Source organism: Phyllobacterium sp. 22552, from assembly GCF_052044585.1.
GTDB lineage: Bacteria > Pseudomonadota > Alphaproteobacteria > Rhizobiales > Rhizobiaceae > Phyllobacterium > Phyllobacterium ifriqiyense.
The window spans coordinates 651,040-669,566 of the sequence record NZ_JBQENG010000001.1 but is presented as its reverse complement, the minus strand read 5'-3'; the positions used below and the strand labels follow the sequence as shown (position 1 = coordinate 669,566).

Sequence of the window (18,527 nt, the reverse complement as noted above, 5' to 3'; positions counted from 1 at the left end):
CTTCAGTTTTAAAAATTGATGGACGCGTAGAAGATGGCGAAAATGCCATCGACCACAATGACGACGAAAATCGATTTGACCACAGATGCTGTAACCCGTTGTCCCAAAGATTCAGCGCTGCCACCAACCTTCATGCCTTCAACCGAAGCCATCACCCCGATGATCATGGCCATGAAAGGCGCTTTGATCAGACCAGCAAGGTAGCTGGAAAGATCGACCGCATCGCGCAAACGCTGGATAAAGGCATCCGGCGGAATTCCAGAATAGGCCCATGTGATGACCATGGCGCCGCCCAATGCCGCGAAATCCGCAATAATTGTCAGCAATGGCAGCGAGATCACCAATGCAACGAGACGCGGGAAAACCAGAACACCGACGGGATTGAGACCAATAACAGTCAGTGCATCGGTTTCTTCGCGCATTTTCATTGAGCCGATTTCGGCGGTGATCGCGCTACCCGAGCGGCCTGCAATCATGATTGCCGTCAAAAGCACACCGATTTCACGCAGCACCAAAATGCCAACAAGATCCACAACGAATATTTCGGCACCGAAGTAGCGCAACTGGAAAGCGCCCTGCTGCGCGATAATTGCACCAATAATGGTCGACATAAGCACAACCACCGGCACCGCGCCGATGCCCATACTGTCTATTTGATGAATAATTGCCGCCGGGCGAATACTGCTTCTGCTGCTGCCCTTCATCTGCGCGCCGCGAACGGTTGCGCCGAGAATGTGCATCGCCTTGATGAAATCATCGCCAAAGGCATAGACCATGCGACCAATCGATTCAAAGAATCGCGTTATCAAGGACGGGCGGTCAATATGAATGACTTCCGGAGGAGCAGCCGCAATATCGCCAACGGCCTCAAACAGAGCACCCCAGCTTTCGGACTGTCCTTCAATGGAAACTGTTTTGCCGGATTTTTCCAGCGCGGTGCGCAGACGCTCGACCAGCCAGGTTCCGGCAGTATCCAGCAATTCCACGCCGGACAGATCAATAACGGCGCTAGAAAACCCGTTATCAACTTCGATATCGCGCATGGTTTCGTCCACGCGGCGAACATTGCGTGTGGTCCATGCCCCTGTAAGTGTAACTGTAGCGCGATCCCCGTCCTTGTTGAACTCAACATGCGGAGGCGCGGCAGTAGAAGCACTTGAATTGTTTGCTCTATCGGTCAACATCAACAACACACATATCGAGTCTCCCGACCGATGTCACTGGAACAATTAAGGCGCAGATTATGATAATTAGCTTGGATATAGCGGTAGAACGATGGCCCATTGCCGGAACGTTTACGATCTCCCGTGGTTCCAAGACTGAAGCCGCAATTGTCGTGTGCTCGTTAAGTGACGGCGTGCACAGCGGGCGCGGTGAATGCGTGCCCTATGCGCGATATGGTGAGAGCATCGACTCGGTTTGTGCCGAGATTGAAGGTCTGCGCGATGCTTTGAGCAAGGGCGCGACACGCAACGATCTGCCGGGGCTCATTCATGCAGGCGCGGCACGCAACGCCGTAGATTGCGCCTTGTGGGATCTCGAAGCCAAGCGCCAAGGCACAAGCGTGACCTCTCTACTGGGCCTGCCAGAATTGCACGATTTGACCACCGCCGTGACTGTTTCGTTCGGTGATGCTGCAACAATGGCAAAGGCAGCGAGCGGCTTTGCCGACAGACCCTTGATCAAGGTCAAGGTTGGCGGCGAAAATGATGCAGAGCGGATAAGAGCCGTAGCACGGGCCGCGCCATCAAGCCGCATTATTATTGACGCGAACGAAGGCTGGACCAATGCCAATGTTCTGGAAAACATGCTTGCCTGCGCGCGGGCCGGTATTGCGCTGATCGAGCAGCCACTGCCCGCCGGAAATGATGCCATCCTCGCTGAAATTCCGCACCCTGTGCCCATTTGTGCCGACGAAAGCGCCCACGGCACGGATGATCTGCACAAATTGCTGGGGCGCTATGACAGCATCAATATCAAGCTGGACAAGACCGGCGGACTAACCGAAGCGCTGCGCATGCATAATCGCGCACGCGAACTTGGCTTTGGGATCATGGTCGGTTGCATGGTTGGCACATCCCTGGCCATGGCTCCGGCTGTTATCGTGGCTCAAGATGCCGATTTTGTCGATCTGGACGGTCCCTTGATCCTCAAGCAGGACCGGACGCCGGGACTCGAATTTAACGGAAGCCGGGTTTCGCCGCCCAAGCCGGAACTGTGGGGCTAGACCCAAATTTTCTAGGTCTCGCGTTGCTCAAGCCTCAGAGAAACAACGGCGAGGAACAGACCGATAGCTGCAAGGGCCACCATGGCGTAAAAGCCGTAAATGCCGGTCGCCGAGTAGAGCGGCCCTGACGCCATCGTGGCAATGGCCAATGACGTGCCGATGAAAAAGGTTGAAAGCCCCTGCGCCGTGCCGCCGCGCTCTTCAGGAATGGTCAGGACGATCATTTTTTGCATGCCGAGAAATGACAGGGCAAATGAGAAGCAGTGCAGGCACTGGACGACCAGAAAACCAGCAACGCCAAGTCCGGCGGGTTCGATCAAAGGAAAGGCGGCCCAGCGGAACATTGCCACGGCAGACCCGATCATCAGCACCTTGGCGGGATGGAGATTGCCGAATATGCGGCGGAAACAGGTGAACATGATCACTTCCGCAACGACAGAGATCGACCAGAATGCCCCGATTACGGTTTCTTCTATGCCGATCGACTTCCAGTAAATCGCCGAGAAACTGTAGCCATAGGCGTGGCTAGCCTGTGTGATGCCTGTCGCGATGAGAAATGTTACAAAGGCCGGACGGCGCAGCGCCCTGCCCGCATTTGCTATGTCGACATCGGAAAGTGGGGAAAGCCTGCGTGGTTTGCCGATTCTGGGTACGATAAAGCTCATGCCGCATGCCAGCACCAGCGCGCCGAGCAAAGCCCAAGGGATAATGTGCTCGCCCAAACGCTGGATGAAGATGCCCGCCACAAACGAAGTGAGCAGGAAAGAAATTGAGCCCCAAACCCGCATCTTGGCAAAATCGGCGCCGTAGCGGCGAACGCCCGAAAGGGCAATCGTATCTGCAACGGGTACCTGTGAAGTCCATGGCGGCGAAAGCAGCAACGACACAGCGAGAATACCGACAAAGCCGAAGGGTACGAAGTAGAACGCCGCGACGGCTACCGCCAATATAGTGCACAAGGTCAGAATATGCGCCCGGTCGTTGGAGCGGTCTGCCAGCATCGAAACCAGCGGTGCCGCGATGACCCGGACGAAAAGGGGCATCGACAATACGATGGAAATTTCTGTCGGAGTCAGCGACCGATATTCAAGCCAGAGCGGAAAATAGGGCAGATGCAACCCGTTCGACATGAAAATAGCGAAATAGGTCAACGCAATCCGCAACTCAAAGCGAGACGGTTTCCCTTGGCTTAAATCCGCAACGGCGGCTGTCATTCGGTGGGACTTTCGGAAAAATACGAAGCTGTTCAGGCAGAATCACAACCATGCGTTGCCTTGAGCTTGGCCATTATCATGAAACTTAGCTGGTTCATAGAAATAGCGGTCGGCTCATGCGCATAATTCATTGCGTTTTTTGGAATTGTATAGATTGAGTACCCTACCGCACAGAAATAGTCTGCCCAGATTTGACCGTATGACCGGGCACTTCGCGCGAGACGCCGATCCTTGTCAGGATACTTTCGAAAATATCGGCGCAGGCTTCCCAGCTGAATCCCTGCAACGTCGCTTCGGGGTCGACGCGGCCCATCGCAAGAGCAGCCAGAGCCGCCTCTCCCAAGTCCTCGGAGAGAACGCCAGCGCCGGTTGCGTTGATGACATCCTTAGATCCCGGCACAGGATAGGCCGCGACCGGCAGACCGGAGGCTATAGCCTCAAGTAGCACCAGCCCGAACGTGTCGGTCCGGCTTGGAAAGACGAAGACATCCGCCCCCGCATAGAAGCGTGCCAGCGCCTCACCTTCATGCTTGCCTGCAAAAACGGCCTTTGGATATTTGCGTTTCAGATTTTCGAGGTCGGGACCATTACCGACTATCAGCTTCGTGCCCGGCAAATCCAGCGACAGGAAAGCTTCGAGATTCTTCTCGATAGCGACCCGCCCCACACAGATGAAAACCGGTCGTTGCAAGTGCAGATCAACGTCTGGTTGCGGCCGGAACAATTCCCGGTCCACGCCCCGCGTCCACACCTTCAGGGTTTCAAATCCCCGCACAATCAGCTCATCATGGATTGACTGCGTTGGTACAAGACAGGATTCAGCAGCATTGTGGAAGCGCCGCAGCCAGCCATAGGACCATGACAGCGGGACCGGCAAGCGCTTGCGCAGATACTCAGGAAAACGGGTATGAAAGCTTGTGGTAAAACGCCAGTTATTCTTGATGCACGTGCGGCGCGCCATCATGCCCAGCGGACCTTCCGTCGCGATATGGACATAGGCCGGTTGTATGGCCTCAATCCGTGCCTTGACCGCCGATGGCAGTGTCAACGCAAGCCGGATTTCCGGATAGGTCGGGCAAGGCACAGAATGATAGTCGGCCGGGGAGATGATCGTCACCTCAAAGCCCCGCGCCTCCATCTGCTCGCGTACTTTCGTCAGGGTTCGCACGACACCATTGACCTGCGGATGCCAGGCATCCGAAACAATGACGAGCCGTTTAATCTCGTCACGCTGCATTCGCCGCCTTTGGTCGCTTATCGGCAATCTGGATCACTGGCGCGAAGCCTGCATGCTCGCTGATGAGATGTGTCCAGGATAGAAGTTCCATCCTTCCGTCAAAATGTTCCACGATAGCCGTACAGCTTTCCACCCAGTCGCCCGTGTTGATATATTCGATACCGTCTATCTGTTCGATGGTCGCATGGTGAATGTGTCCACAGATAACACCATCGGCACCGATACGCCGCGCCTCGTCGGAAACAACTGTCTGGAACGAACCGATGAAATTGACCGCTTTCTTGACGCGGAATTTTGCCCATGCGGAGAAGGACCAATAGCGCAGACCAAGACGGCGGCGCACCTTGTTCATCACGGTATTGATAGCAAGCGCTGCATCATAGGCCCAATCACCCAGATAGGCGATGTGGCGGGCATTGCGCACAACCACATCGAACTGGTCGCCATGAATCACCAGAAACTTACGGCCATCAGCCGTTTCGTGCATCAGGCGGTCGGTGACTTCAATGCCGCCGAAATGCGTGCCCTGGAAGTCACGCAGAAATTCATCGTGATTGCCGGCGACATAATGAATTGTCGCACCTTTGCGGCTTTTGCGCAGGAGCTTTTGCACAATATCATTATGTTCCTGCGGCCAGTGCCATGACCGGCGAAGACGCCAACCATCGACAATATCACCGACGAGATAGATGGTTTCGGCATCATGGTGCTTCAAAAAGTCCAGCAAAAAGCTAGCCTTAGCGCCTTTTGAGCCAAGATGGATATCGGACAGAAACAGCGTGCGGAACTTTTTAGGCTCGGCCTCGACCATGATGCGGATCTCCGTATCGCGCTGACGCAAACGCGTCTTCTGCGCGACACAAACCCGATTCATGTCACAGTCTTATGACGGCAAGGAAAAATGCAGATTCGAACGATAAAGACTTGTATCAAATCTATGTTCATTTATGCCTCAAGATAGATATCCGACGACGACCCAGACCGATACTCCGGAAGGAAGCAATTCATGGCTCAGGACAATACGCCCGGCAATTCAGAACTTGACGAAAGCGCGCTGTTTTATCACCGCTTTCCCACGCCGGGTAAGCTGGAAATTCAGGCGACAAAGCCGCTTGGCAACCAGCGTGATCTTGCCCTTGCCTATTCTCCCGGCGTTGCCGCGCCCTGCCTTGCCATTCACGCCAACCCGTCTACCGCTGCCGATTACACAAGCCGCGCCAATCTGGTTGCCGTTATTTCAAACGGCACTGCCGTGCTTGGCCTTGGCAATATCGGACCGCTGGCCTCCAAACCAGTTATGGAGGGCAAGGCCGTCCTGTTCAAGAAATTTGCGAATATCGACGTATTCGACATTGAGATTGACGCGCAGGAAATCAACAAGATTGTTGACGTTGTTGCTGCCTTGGAACCCACTTTCGGCGGCATAAACCTCGAAGATATCAAAGCACCGGAATGTTTCGAAGTTGAAGAGCAGCTTCGTGAGAAGATGAATATTCCGGTATTTCATGACGATCAGCACGGCACGGCGATCATTGTTGCCGCTGCGATCATCAACGGCATGGAGCTTGCCGGCAAAGATCTTTCCAAGGTCAAAATCGTGGCTTCTGGTGCCGGTGCCGCAGCGCTTGCCTGCCTCAATCTTCTCGTCAAGCTTGGTGCGGACCGCAAGAATATCTGGGTCTGCGATCTGGATGGTGTGGTCTATGAGGGCCGTAACACGCTGATGGACCGTTGGAAGTCTGTCTATGTGCAAAAGACCGATGCGCGCGTTCTTGCCGACGTTATCGGTGGTGCTGATGTGTTTCTTGGTCTGTCGGCAGCGGGCGTGTTGAAACCTGAACTTCTCAAGCAGATGGCACCCAATCCGTTGATTATGGCGCTTGCCAATCCAAATCCGGAAATCATGCCCGAAGTGGCCCGCGCAGCACGTGCTGATGCCATGATCTGCACGGGCCGTTCGGACTTCCCAAATCAGGTCAACAACGTTCTTTGCTTCCCCTATATTTTCCGTGGCGCGCTCGACTGCGGCGCAAGTGCGATCAACGAAGAAATGAAAATGGCGGCAGTCCAAGCCATCGCCGCCCTTGCCCGTGAAGAGCCATCGGATGTTGCAGCCCGCGCCTATTCCGGCGAAACACCGACATTCGGCCCCAACTACTTGATTCCTTCGCCGTTCGATCCGCGTCTTATTCTGCGCATTGCGCCAGCGGTGGCAAAGGCAGCGATGGAAACTGGCGTTGCTGAACGTCCCATTGAAGATTTCGACGCTTATCTCGACCGGCTGAACCGCTTCGTGTTCCGCTCCGGCCTTATCATGAAGCCAATCTTCACTGCGGCAAAAACCGCCGAGAAGAAGCGCGTCATCTATGCGGATGGTGAGGATGAGCGCGTATTGCGCGCAGCTCAGGTGGTGCTGGAAGAAGGTATCGCCATTCCAACACTTATCGGTCGTCCCCAGGTCATCGAAACGCGCCTTCAACGCTACGGCTTGAAAATCAAGATTGGACAGGATTTCGATATTATCGATCCGGAAGACGATCCTCGCTATCGCGACTATGTTGATCTGCTCGTTAGCCTGACAGGGCGACGCGGCACGACACCGGAGGTTGCTCGCACAATGGTTCGCGCCAGCGGCACCGTTATTGCAGCGCTTGCCATCGTTCGTGGCGAAGCCGATGCCATGATCTGTGGTCTTGAAGGTCGCTTTGAGCGGCACTTGCGCAATGTCGAGCTCATTATCGGCAAGTCAGAAGGCATCCGTAATTTCTCCGCTCTCAGCCTGCTCATCTCACAGCGCGGCGTGCTTTTCCTGACCGATACCTATGTGAATATCGATCCGACTGCGGAAGAGATTGCCGAAAAGACTGTACTTGCGGCCAACGAAATCCGGCGCTTTGGCATTGAGCCCAAAGCTGCATTGCTCTCACATTCGAACTTTGGCTCACGCGATTCTGAAAGCGCAGCAAAAATGCGCAACGCTTCAGAAATCCTGCGCGTAAAGGCTCCGGAACTTGAGCAGGACGGCGAAATGCACGGCGATAGCGCGCTTTCACAAATTCTACGGGAGCGCGTACTGCCCCATTCCCGCTTGACGGACGAGGCAAATCTCTTGGTTTTCCCTAATCTTGATGCAGCCAATATCACGCTCAATGTCGTCAAGTCGGTAACAGATGCCCTGCATGTCGGCCCGATCCTGCTGGGTGCTGCCAAGCCCGCGCATATTCTGACGCCTTCAGTGACATCGCGCGGTATTGTCAACATGACGGCGCTGGCAGTTGTGGAAGCTTCACAGCGGATTGAGTAAAACTTTCGTCTTATTGCTGCCGCATCAACATGGATGGTTTCGCCTATACTCCAAGAAGAGACCATCCATGCTCCGGACATCTTTTATCATCGTTGCCGCATTTGGCGCTGTACTGGCTGCGACTGGTTTCTCCCATGCGCAAAGCGATACATGCGTGCGCATGCAAGAGCGTCTCGACAGGCTGAACAGTGATCCAACGCTGGATGATTACGAGTTCAATCTGCGCCGGGATCGTATCGAGGCAGCGCTGGATGCCAATAATTGCCCTGTAAACAATTATCAGTATCGCGATCTGCCGCGGCTGGATGAGGAAGAGCCGGGATCCTACGAGATTTATGGAGGCCGCGAACCGCAACCTGTAGGGCCTGGATCAATCCCGGTCCCCATCGAAGGCGGTCAATACCAGACTATGTGCGTTCGCACGTGTGACGGTTATTATTTTCCGCTGACCTATGAAACCGGAGCGGAGAATTTTGCGCGCGATCAGGCGCAATGCCAGGCACAATGCCCCGGCGCGCAATTGTTCTTCAAGCCAACAGGCGAAGAGCGGCCGGAAGCCATGATTTCTCTGGGTGGTCAGGCTTACCGGGATATGCCGAATGCTTTTAAATTTCGCAAGGCTGGTGCTAATGCCACGCCGCAATGCACATGCCAGAAAACAGCCGGCAATTTTTCGACCATGGGCAATCCGCGTGAACTGGCGAAACAACCGCCAAAACCAGCTTCGCCGCCAGTCGCGCGGCCCGCACCACAAACTCCGCCGATTGCGCCAGCGCATCCGCAACAGCCAACAGTGACAAAGCAGGAGCCGCTTCCCGCTGCGACACCGCCCGCAAATCCGGCATTGACGGAACCTGTAAAGCCCAATGAACAACCGCCGGTTCAGACCAAGATTGAACCTTCGACCCTTCCAACAAAGCCAGTTGAAAAGCCATCATCCATCATTGAATTGGGCAAGCCCGCAGCGGCGCCCAACGAAGCGCCCCTGCCCAAACCGTTGAGCGTGGACAAGCCAATCGATCCAAACCGCAAGGTCAGGGTCGTCGGGCCAACGTTCCTTCCCGACCAAGGAGGGGCAAAAGATCCGCAAGCTCAGGACCGGAAGATCGCCCCGTAAGCGCAATACGCAAAGGCATGAACAATCCTTTGCCTTTACGCCCGCTCTGTACCTTCACAGCATCGGTCCATGATTTCCAAGTCTCATGGTTCCAAGGCTCGGATGGCAGAACATCGAAAGCAGCGCGCACGAAGTCGCGATCCTCATCGGCCAGAGGCTCATCGCTCGCAGGGCCATTTTTGACAATTGCCCACCACTGCGCGGCATCGGATACGAAAGTAAGATTGCTGCGCACAGCCAGCCAGAACGCCTCTGCATCATCACCTTGAATGCCAAGAGCAGCAAGCCTGTCTTTGGCATCGCTAAAGGGCATGGCGTGGATCAGCGCTCGGTTGAGCGCGTCCAGATCAGCAGGGTCAAACTTCGAGGATGATTTCGACGTGGAAGCCGGATCGAATATCGCCGCCAACGCATTCATATCGGGCATGGCGACAACATTTTCCGAAGTGCCCGTGAGCACGGCAAGGCTCGCAACCGCCATGGGTTCATAGCCGGCGCGGCGCAGACTGCCCACCGACAAAGCGCTAGTACGCTTGGACAAGCCCTCGCCCGTAGCAGTCGTCAGCAGATTGTGATGGCCGAGCTGCGGTGACTTTGCGCCCATCGCCTCAAAAATGGAAATCTGCACACCGCTATTGGTAACATGATCATCGCCCCGAATAATATGCGTGATGTTCATGTCGATATCGTCGACAACAGAGGTGAATGTATAAAGATAGGTACCATCTTCACGGATCAGCACAGGATCTGACAGAGATGCCAGATCGACGGTTTCCGGTCCGCGCACCAGATCATCCCAATGCACTTCCGTACGTACCGGGGCGAAAGGGTCGTCCTTGAAATTCGGCAGGAGAAAACGCCAATGCGGGCGCTTTCCTTCCGCCTCAAGCTTGGCTTTGTCTTCGTCCGACAGCTTCAGCGCGTCGCGGCCATAGACTGGCGGCAGACGTCGCGCGAGCCGCAGCTTGCGTTTCAAATCAAGTTCTTCGGCAGTTTCATAGCAGGGATACAGAAGGCCAGCGGCCTTCAATCTTTCGGCCGCTGCCGCGTATTCAGCAAACCGCTTCGACTGATATTCGACGCGAAAAGGTTTGATACCCAGCCATTCGACATCTTCGGCAATGGCTTCGACATATTCGGTCTTGGAGCGCTCGACGTCCGTATCGTCGAAACGCAGGACCATTTGTCCGCCATTTTTCAGCGCAAACAGCCAGTTGAACAAGGCAGTGCGTGTATTGCCAATATGGATATAGCCCGTAGGCGATGGTGCAAAACGTACGATTGGGGTCATGATCGGGGCATATCGGATGCGGCGATGAATGGCAATATGGGCCGCGTTTTCACGCGGCCCATATTGTTAGCTGTCCTGAAGCATGAGGCCCTTGGTCAGTTCCATCGCCTGCAATTCGAACAGACCGCGATAGATACCGCCCTTGAGCCCGATCAGCGCTTCATGGTTACCCTCTTCTGCGATGCGGCCATGGTCGAAAACCAGAAGCCGGTCGAGAGAGCGCACGGTCGACAGACGGTGAGCGATCACCAAAGTCGTCCGGCCAAGCATCAGCCGTTCCATTGCCTGCTGGATCAGCATTTCCGATTCTGAATCGAGACTGGAAGTAGCCTCGTCCAGAATAAGAACCGGTGCATCCGCAAGGAAAGCACGGGCAATGGCAACACGCTGGCGCTCACCACCGGAAAGCTTCACACCGCGCTCGCCAACGAGCGTGCTGTAGCCTTTCGGCAGATTGGTGATGAACTCATGCGCACTTGCCTGTCGCGCAGCTTCCTCCACCTCGGCCTGCGTTGCTCCCGGCCTTGCATAGGCAATGTTTTCCGCCAGCGTCCGGTGAAACAGGATCGGCTCCTGCTGCACGATGGCAATTTGCTGGCGTAAAGATGCCTGTCTGACATCGGCAATGTCCTGACCGTCAATGCGGATCTGACCGGACTGCACATCATGCAGACGCTGGATCAGCTTGACGAATGTGGATTTGCCCGAGCCCGAATGCCCGACCAGACCAACCCGCTCGCCCGCCCGGATCGTTACCGAGAACCGGTCATAGAGCGGCAGTCTGTGTGCGCCATAATGGAACGTCACATTGTCGAACTCGATCTTGCCATTGGTGATCTGGATCGGCTTTGCGCCGGGTCGATCATCAATGCCGAGTGGTTGACTCTGAATATCAACCAGCTCTTCCATGTCATTGACAGAACGCTGCAAATTGCGAATGTCCATGCCAACTTCGCGCAAATAGCCCTGCAAGATGAAGAACGAGGTGAGCACGAAGGTAATGTCACCCGCACTTGCATGGCCTTTGGACCATAGAAGCAAGGCAGAGCCAATCATTGAAGCTCTCAATACAAGAAGCATCGAGCCCTGTGTTGTGCCGTTGATCGTTCCGCGCCGCCAGGTACGCGCCGTACGGTCACGCCACTTCGCCACGACCTTGGCAAGACGTGCATCTTCGCGCGCCTCAGCACCAAAGCCTTTGACAACCATATTGCAGCTAACCGCATCGGCCAATGCACCGCCTAGCTTCGTGTCCCAACGATTGGCAAGACTTGCCATTGGAGCAACAAAGCCAAGTGACATCAGCACTGTAACAACAACGAACAGCAGTGAACCAAGACCGACAATGATGCCCATGACAGGCCAATACCAGGCCATAAGCACTGTCGAGCCGATAAGCATGATGATGGACGGAAACAGCGCCAACAACAGCGTATCGTTCAACAGATCAAGCGCCCACATGCCCCGCGTGACCTTGCGAACCGTAGAGCCGGCAAAGCTATTGGCATGCCAGTCGGTCGAGAAACGCTGAATACGGTAGAAGGCATTTGCAGCAATATCGGACATCATTTTCAATGTCAGCTTGACCACCGTCAAGAAAATGATGTGCCGCAAGACAATCGCCCCGAACGACAGGGCAATGAGCGTTGAAAAGGCTGCTATTGCAGCATTCCATGCCAGTTCGTCCTGCGGATTGCCTTTGACGATGGCGTCAACGAGCCGCCCCGAATAAAGCGGGGTCAACACATCGGCCAATGTCGACAGCAACACTGCGACAAGCGTTAGCGACAGGCGCAAAGGTTGTGCCTGCCAATGTTTCCAGGTGAATCCGAGAACGCTGCGGAAAGCTCCGCCCCGGATGGCGAGTCGAAAAAAAGCCATGACAATTGTCCGGTACGTAAGCACCGGCCTCAATAGGAATTGTAGAAGAAAGGTGCCGCGAGTAGGAAAGTGAATCAGTACGGCATTGTGGTCTGGCGACTTGACCGAATACGGACAAGGCCAATGTCGGCGATGAGTTCTTGACTTGTGAAGCCAATAGAAAAGCCAGAAGGCTTTTCGCCGTCACATATCAGAAACTGGCGCCGCCCCGTGGGGACATGATGAAAGCTGCCATTCTTAAACCTCCCGGTCGAAATTGCCGGAGATTGGCTTATAGATGAATCGCTTTGCGTCGCCAAGCGCCTATTTTTTGGGCAAATGGCTTTGATTGGCTGGTGCGGCCAGATTGCAACAGTTCGCTTACTGCCTGTCACGGAACCTGTTGGTGATCGGATAACGGCGGTCACGACCGAAATTTTTCTTCGTGACCTTCACACCCGGAGCCGACTGGCGACGCTTATATTCGGCAATGTAGAGCAGATGCTCGATACGCTCGACCGTGGCCCGCTCGTGCCCGCGCGCAACGATTTCATCCACCCCCATCTCATTTTCGACCAGGCATTCGAGGATGTCATCGAGAACCGGATAAGGCGGCAAAGAATCCTGGTCCGTCTGGTTTTCGCGCAGCTCCGCCGAGGGCGCTTTGCTGATGATATTGACGGGGATCACTTCTCCTGAGGGGCCAAGACCACCGGCAGGCACATTCTTGTTGCGCCATTCGGACATGGAATAGACCTGCATTTTGTACAGATCTTTAATGGGATTATAGCCGCCATTCATGTCGCCATAAAGCGTGGCATAACCGACGGACATTTCTGACTTGTTGCCGGTCGTCACAACCATGGAGCCAAACTTATTGGAAATAGCCATCAAGATTGTACCGCGGGCGCGGCTTTGCAGATTTTCTTCAGTAATTCCTTCCTTGGTACCTTCGAATGTCGGCCCCAACGCCCTGAGAAAACCTTCCACCGGCTCGAAGATCGGCACTATGTCATAGCGGCAACCGAGCAATCTTGCGCAATCCTCGGCGTCTTTCAGCGAATCCTTGGATGTGTAGGTGTAGGGCATCATAACAGCGCGAAGCCGCTCTTCACCCAGCGCATCAACGGCCAGAGCGGCGCAGATCGCTGAATCGATACCGCCGGAAAGTCCCAGCACCACGTCCTTGAAGCCATTCTTGTTGACGTAATCGCGCAGGCCGAGCATGCAGGCGCGGTAGTTCGCCTCCTCCCCTTCCGGGATACGTGACATCGGGCCTTCGCCACAGCTCCAGCCATCTTTGCCACGACGCCATGTGGTGACAATCAGCTGTTCCTCAAATTGCGACATTTGGAACGCGAGATTCTTGTCGGCATTGAAGGCAAATGAAGCGCCGTCAAAAATCAAATCATCCTGCCCGCCAAGCTGGTTTGCAAAAATCAGCGGCAGTCCGGTTTCAATGACCTGACGCAATGCCACCTGATGGCGCACATCGACCTTACCGCGATAGTAGGGAGAGCCATTCGGCACGCAAAGTATTTCCGCGCCGCTTTCGGCCAGCGTTTCGCAAACGCCCAGCTCGCCCCATATATCTTCACAAATCGGTATGCCGATGCGGATGCCCCTGAAATTGACGGGACCTGGCATCGGCCCCGGCTGGAACACACGCTTCTCGTCGAATTCGCCATAGTTTGGCAGATCAACTTTGAAACGCTCGGCAATAACCTTACCGCCATCCAGAACCATGACAGAATTGTGCAGACCTGTTTCGCGCCGCAGCGGCACACCAATAATGACACCTGGACCACCATCACCGGTATCCTCGGCAAAATCCTGAACTGCCTTCTCGCAAGCTGCGATAAAGGCCTTTTTCAGCACCAGATCCTCTGGTGGGTAGCCGGAAATGAACAGTTCCGTGAACAGCACAAGATCAGCGCCCTGCCGCGCAGCATCGGCTCTGGCTTCGCGCGCTTTGGCAAGATTGCCCTTGATGTCACCCAGAACCGGATTGAGTTGGGCAATGGCGATACGGAGAATATCAGGATTTTTGCTCATTATGAACATATATCGTTTCGTTGATGGAAAAACAATGTTGCCATGAAGCGTATCACAGGAAAAATACGTGCCAGAGCAAATAGAGCCAGACGATGGCAACAAGGATAACCGAGATCAGCACCGCGAGCGAACCGCAATCTTTAGCGATCTGGGTTTCCTTGTGAAAGTCGCGCGAAACTGCATCGCAAGCCGCCTCAATGCCCGTGTTTAAAACTTCCACCATAATCAGGAAGAGCAACGAGCCGGTTAGAAGCAGGAAAACGAGTACAGAGGGGGCTATAAAAGCGGCAATGGGAATGGACAGGAAAAACAGGACGAGTTCCTGTTGCACTGCCTTTTCATGCGCGGCAAGATGCTTGAGTGCCCGCATAGAATTGATAAATGCCATAACAAGCCGGTGCATGCCCTGCCCCTGAATATTCTAGAGAATTTCAGTTAAACGGAATCGCGGAAATATTCCAGATCGCCGAATAACGTGACAAGCGCAATGTGGCGATTCGTCAACCTACATCAATGCTTTGGCGGGCCACTACAACACCGCTGCTGCTTTTTTCGTACTGCGGCAGGCCATCGGCAATTTCGTAGTAATCGCCTTTGTCAGCAACGAAAATATGGACTTCACCCTCAAGACTTGTGGGACTATCGAAGGCTCCAGCCATAACTGAGATGTAGTCAAGCTCATTGTGCTTCCAGAACAGGACAGAGCCGCAATGTTTGCAGAAGCCGCGCCGGGCAAACTCACTGGCGGCATACCAACTGATATTTTCTTTTCCGGATATATCAATGCAGTCATCCTGCACGTTCGTCGCTGCGTAATGATGGCCGGACTGTTTACGGCATTGCGAGCAATGGCAGTAGACTATGCCACGAAGGGGACCGCGCGTTTCAAAGTGCACTTTTCCGCAAAGGCACGAACCTTTATGCAATTCCGTCATCAAATGGTCCTCCTTGCAGGACTGGAGAATAGCCGTGCGCAAGCCCGCCTGCTTTTACATTCACGCCTTGGCTGATCGTTTTGACGACAGCACCAGCAGGAGCGCACCAAGCAGAGCCGACAGCAAAGAGCCAAGCAGAACGCCGAGCTTCGTTTCATCCTGGAGCAAGGGCGAATTGGCGTAAGCGAGCAACCCGATAAACAGGCTCATCGTAAAGCCAATGCCGCAAAGGGTAGAGACGCCATACATTTGCATCCAATTTGCGCCGGCGGGACGCTCAGCCAGCCGCATTTTGATGGCAAGCCATGCAAAGGAAAACACGCCAAGCTGTTTGCCTACAAACAGGCCGGCTGCAACACCAAGCGGCACCGGATCGGCCAGATTGGAGAGCGAGACGCCGCTGAACGAAACACCTGCGTTAGCAAATCCGAATATCGGCACAATTGCAAAAGCGACCCATGGCTGGATGGCATGCTCAAGCTTGAGAAGCGGCGAATCTGCCTCGCCCTTTTCCCCTTTCATGGGGATAGTCAAAGCAAGAAGCACACCTGCAATCGTCGCATGAATGCCGGATTTGAAAACCAGTATCCAGAGAATTACACCAAGCACGACATAGGCCCAGAGCCTGACCATGCCCATGAAATTTATCGCCATAAGGAGAGCAAAAACGACGGCGACACCGGCGAGGGCCGGTATGTTCAAGCCTTGCGAATAGAACAGCGCGATAATGATGACCGCACCCAGATCATCGATAATGGCAAGCGCCGTCAGAAATACTTTCAACGACATAGGAACGCGTGACCCGAGCAGCGAAAGCACGCCGAGCGAGAAAGCAATGTCTGTGGCCGATGGTATAGCCCAGCCCCGGATGGTATCGCCTTCATTGAAGGCAACGAAAATCAGAGCTGGAACGACCATCCCGCCAACGGCAGCAAAGCCGGGAAGTGCTCGCCGCGACCAGTTTGACAATTGTCCGCTGATCATCTCACGTTTAATCTCAAGGCCGACCAGCAGGAAAAACACTGCCATCAGCGCGTCATTTACCCAATGCAGGACGCTTAATCCGCCAACATACCGATGAAGCAAATCAAAATATGTCTGACTGAGCGGAGAATTGGCGATGATCAACGCCAGCGCAGCAACCACCATGAGAATAATGCCGCCAGCGGCCTCGCTTGCCATGAATGAACGGAAGGATGCTGACAGACGGACTCGGCGGGGCGTTTTCGTGTTCATACCGCTTTGATAGTATTCGAAGTAAGAAAACTCCACCCCAAAGTGGTTTGTAATGACATGATTGTGAGAATAGAGTTTTCTGCGTTTATAAGGACGTCACTGTCGCGGATAGAACCTCAAAATTCCGGCTAGTTCCGAACTTGCATCCTTTCCCCTGTCGGAAGGATGACTGGTGCCGTCATTTACAGGCAGTTCTTCAAAATCAAAGGGGCTGATACCCGCAAGACATGCAGCATTAACGCCGTATTCCTGTGGATTTGAGCGGCGCTGGTGATGCGTATAGATCCCGCATTTTGAACAGAAATAATGCTTGGCTGTATTCGTATTGAATTGATAAAGTGTCAGCGCGTCTTCGCCTTGCAATATTATGATGTCACTAATATTGGCGCTCACGGCAACCGCACCACGCATCCGACAGTAGGAGCAGGTGCATCTGCGAGCACTGTGCAAGCCATTCTTCAGTCGCACATGGAACCGAACAGTGCCGCAATGGCAGGCGCCATCGATTTCGTTGATACTCTTGTCCATGGCACCTCCTGCGCTGTACCTTACCCCTAAAACAATAATGGCGGCCACGTGGCCGCCATTAAATTTTAAGTTAGCTTGATCAGCCGTTTGCAGCCATTTTCTGTGGCTGGCTGTCACGTTCCTTCTTGAGAAGCTCGGCAACCAGAAAAGCAAGCTCCAAAGCCTGATCGGCATTAAGGCGCGGATCACAATGGGTGTGGTAGCGATCCTGCAGATCTTCAGCAGAGATAGCGCGCGCACCACCCGTGCACTCCGTTACATTATTGCCTGTCATCTCAATGTGGATGCCGCCTGGATATGTTCCCTCGGCATTATGAACTGCAAAAAAGCCCTCAACCTCCTTAAGGATGCGGTCGAATGGACGTGTCTTGTAACCATTGGCAGTGATGGTATTGCCATGCATCGGATCACAGGACCAGACAACATTGCGGCCTTCCTTTTGCACGGCGCGGATCAGCTTTGGCAAATGATCGCCAACCTTGTCGTGACCGAAACGGGCAATCAATGTCAGTCGCCCAGCCTCGTTTGCAGGATTGAGCAGATCAATCAGACGCAAAAGATCGTCGGGCTCCAAGCTTGGTCCGCACTTGAGGCCAAGCGGGTTCTTGATGCCACGGCAATATTCAATATGCGCGTGATCAGCCTGACGGGTACGATCGCCGATCCAGATCATGTGACCTGACGTGCCGTACCAATCGCCGGACGTGGAATCCACGCGAGTCAAAGCTTCTTCATAGCCAAGCAGCAGCGCTTCATGGCTTGTGTAGAAGTCTGTCTCACGCAATTGCGCGTTTGTTTCAGCAGTAATGCCAACAGCGCGCATGAAGTCGACCGTATCGGCGATACGGCGTGCAAGCATGCCATAGCGCTCGCCTTGCGGACTGTCGGCCACGAAGCCAAGCATCCACTGGTTGACGTTCTCCAGATTGGCATAGCCGCCTTGCGCGAAGGCACGCAAAAGATTGAGCGTTGCTGCGGACTGACGGTATGCCATTTCCTGACGTGCGGGATCCGGAATACGCGATTGCTCGGTGAACTCGGTGCCATTGATGATATCACCGCGATAGATTGGCAGTTCAATGCCGTTCTTTGTTTCCGTGTCCGAAGAACGCGGCTTGGCGAACTGGCCCGCAATACGGCCAACCTTGACGATGGGCTGCGAGGCACCGAAGGTCAGAACAACTGCCATTTGTAGGAACACGCGGAAAAAGTCGCGAATATTGTCGGCGCCGTGTTCGGCGAAGCTTTCGGCGCAATCACCACCCTGCAGCAGGAAGCTTTCACCACGCGAGACAGCGGCGAGCTGCTTCTTCAGCTTGCGTGCCTCACCTGCAAAAACCAGCGGTGGATATGTCCGAAGACGGGCCTCGACATCGCTCAGAGCCTGAGCGTCCGGATAAAAAGGCACCTGCTTGATCGGTTTGCCTCTCCAGGAAGTCGGTGTCCAGTTCTTGGTCATTATTGCACCTGTTACTTGCTTTCCACTTTGGTAGCGTTTGTTTGAATTTTTCCGGTCATGCCGG

Annotated in this window: 15 protein-coding genes; 3 read left to right on the top strand and 12 right to left on the bottom strand. The window is 54.3% G+C overall.

The genetic code is table 11. The features are described from left to right. Positions 1-8: 8 nt before the first annotated feature. A complete protein-coding gene (locus tag ACTJI9_RS03335; protein WP_115052758.1) occupies positions 9-1,184 on the bottom strand; it encodes an ABC transporter permease in 1,176 nt (391 codons plus the stop codon). A gap of 59 nt (positions 1,185-1,243) precedes the next feature. On the opposite strand from ACTJI9_RS03335, the gene dgcA reads away from it, so the two are divergent. Beyond that, complete coding sequence (dgcA, locus tag ACTJI9_RS03330) at positions 1,244-2,227, top strand: N-acetyl-D-Glu racemase DgcA (RefSeq protein WP_440805970.1); 984 nt, start codon at positions 1,244-1,246, stop codon at positions 2,225-2,227. 11 nt (positions 2,228-2,238) lie between these two features. Here dgcA and ACTJI9_RS03325 read toward each other — a convergent pair whose 3' ends face one another. The 3 genes from ACTJI9_RS03325 to ACTJI9_RS03315 all read right to left on the bottom strand — a co-directional run bounded on the left by ACTJI9_RS03325 (position 2,239) and on the right by ACTJI9_RS03315 (position 5,489). Continuing rightward, complete coding sequence (locus tag ACTJI9_RS03325) at positions 2,239-3,441, bottom strand: MFS transporter (protein ID WP_115052756.1); 1,203 nt, start codon at positions 3,439-3,441, stop codon at positions 2,239-2,241. A 163-nt stretch (positions 3,442-3,604) separates the two neighbouring features. Further along, positions 3,605-4,678, bottom strand: coding sequence for a glycosyltransferase family 4 protein (locus tag ACTJI9_RS03320; protein WP_440805966.1), 1,074 nt, complete (start codon positions 4,676-4,678; stop codon positions 3,605-3,607). Further along, positions 4,668-5,489 (bottom strand): UDP-2,3-diacylglucosamine diphosphatase, encoded by an 822-nt coding sequence (locus ACTJI9_RS03315; RefSeq protein WP_115053272.1) that lies wholly within the window; start codon positions 5,487-5,489, stop codon positions 4,668-4,670. Before ACTJI9_RS03315 ends, ACTJI9_RS03320 begins: the two co-directional genes overlap by 11 nt. 195 nt (positions 5,490-5,684) lie before the next feature. On the opposite strand from ACTJI9_RS03315, the gene ACTJI9_RS03310 reads away from it, so the two are divergent. Both ACTJI9_RS03310 and ACTJI9_RS03305 read left to right on the top strand, forming a co-directional pair. Further along, positions 5,685-7,982: an NADP-dependent malic enzyme gene (locus ACTJI9_RS03310; protein ID WP_440805964.1), complete on the top strand. Its 2,298-nt coding sequence runs from the start codon at positions 5,685-5,687 to the stop codon at positions 7,980-7,982. A 67-nt stretch (positions 7,983-8,049) separates the two neighbouring features. After that, complete coding sequence (locus tag ACTJI9_RS03305) at positions 8,050-9,099, top strand: DUF2865 domain-containing protein (RefSeq protein ID WP_440805961.1); 1,050 nt, start codon at positions 8,050-8,052, stop codon at positions 9,097-9,099. Here ACTJI9_RS03305 and gltX read toward each other — a convergent pair. From gltX to ACTJI9_RS03265, 8 genes are all read right to left on the bottom strand, one after another. Then, positions 9,017-10,390: a glutamate--tRNA ligase gene (gltX, locus tag ACTJI9_RS03300; RefSeq protein ID WP_440805959.1), complete on the bottom strand. Its 1,374-nt coding sequence runs from the start codon at positions 10,388-10,390 to the stop codon at positions 9,017-9,019. The genes ACTJI9_RS03305 and gltX overlap by 83 nt on opposite strands. A 66-nt stretch (positions 10,391-10,456) precedes the next feature. After that, positions 10,457-12,271, bottom strand: coding sequence for an ABC transporter ATP-binding protein (locus ACTJI9_RS03295; RefSeq protein ID WP_440805957.1), 1,815 nt, complete (start codon positions 12,269-12,271; stop codon positions 10,457-10,459). A 360-nt stretch (positions 12,272-12,631) separates the two neighbouring features. Next, positions 12,632-14,305 carry an NAD+ synthase gene (locus tag ACTJI9_RS03290; RefSeq protein ID WP_115053271.1) on the bottom strand — a complete coding sequence of 558 codons (1,674 nt, stop codon included), beginning with the start codon at positions 14,303-14,305 and terminating at the stop codon, positions 12,632-12,634. Between the two features lie 52 nt (positions 14,306-14,357). Beyond that, positions 14,358-14,708 (bottom strand): diacylglycerol kinase, encoded by a 351-nt coding sequence (locus ACTJI9_RS03285; protein ID WP_440805953.1) that lies wholly within the window; start codon positions 14,706-14,708, stop codon positions 14,358-14,360. 97 nt (positions 14,709-14,805) lie between these two features. Beyond that, positions 14,806-15,240 (bottom strand): GFA family protein, encoded by a 435-nt coding sequence (locus ACTJI9_RS03280; RefSeq protein WP_440805951.1) that lies wholly within the window; start codon positions 15,238-15,240, stop codon positions 14,806-14,808. 60 nt (positions 15,241-15,300) lie between these two features. Then, a complete protein-coding gene (gene nhaA, locus ACTJI9_RS03275; RefSeq protein ID WP_354343933.1) occupies positions 15,301-16,476 on the bottom strand; it encodes a Na+/H+ antiporter NhaA in 1,176 nt (391 codons plus the stop codon). A 96-nt stretch (positions 16,477-16,572) separates the two neighbouring features. Next, positions 16,573-17,004, bottom strand: a complete 432-nt coding sequence (locus ACTJI9_RS03270; RefSeq protein WP_440806228.1) for a GFA family protein — start codon at positions 17,002-17,004, stop codon at positions 16,573-16,575. Positions 17,005-17,083: 79 nt separating this feature from the next. Further along, a complete protein-coding gene (locus tag ACTJI9_RS03265) occupies positions 17,084-18,463 on the bottom strand; it encodes a class II 3-deoxy-7-phosphoheptulonate synthase (RefSeq protein WP_440805948.1) in 1,380 nt (459 codons plus the stop codon). Positions 18,464-18,527 lie beyond the last annotated feature (64 nt).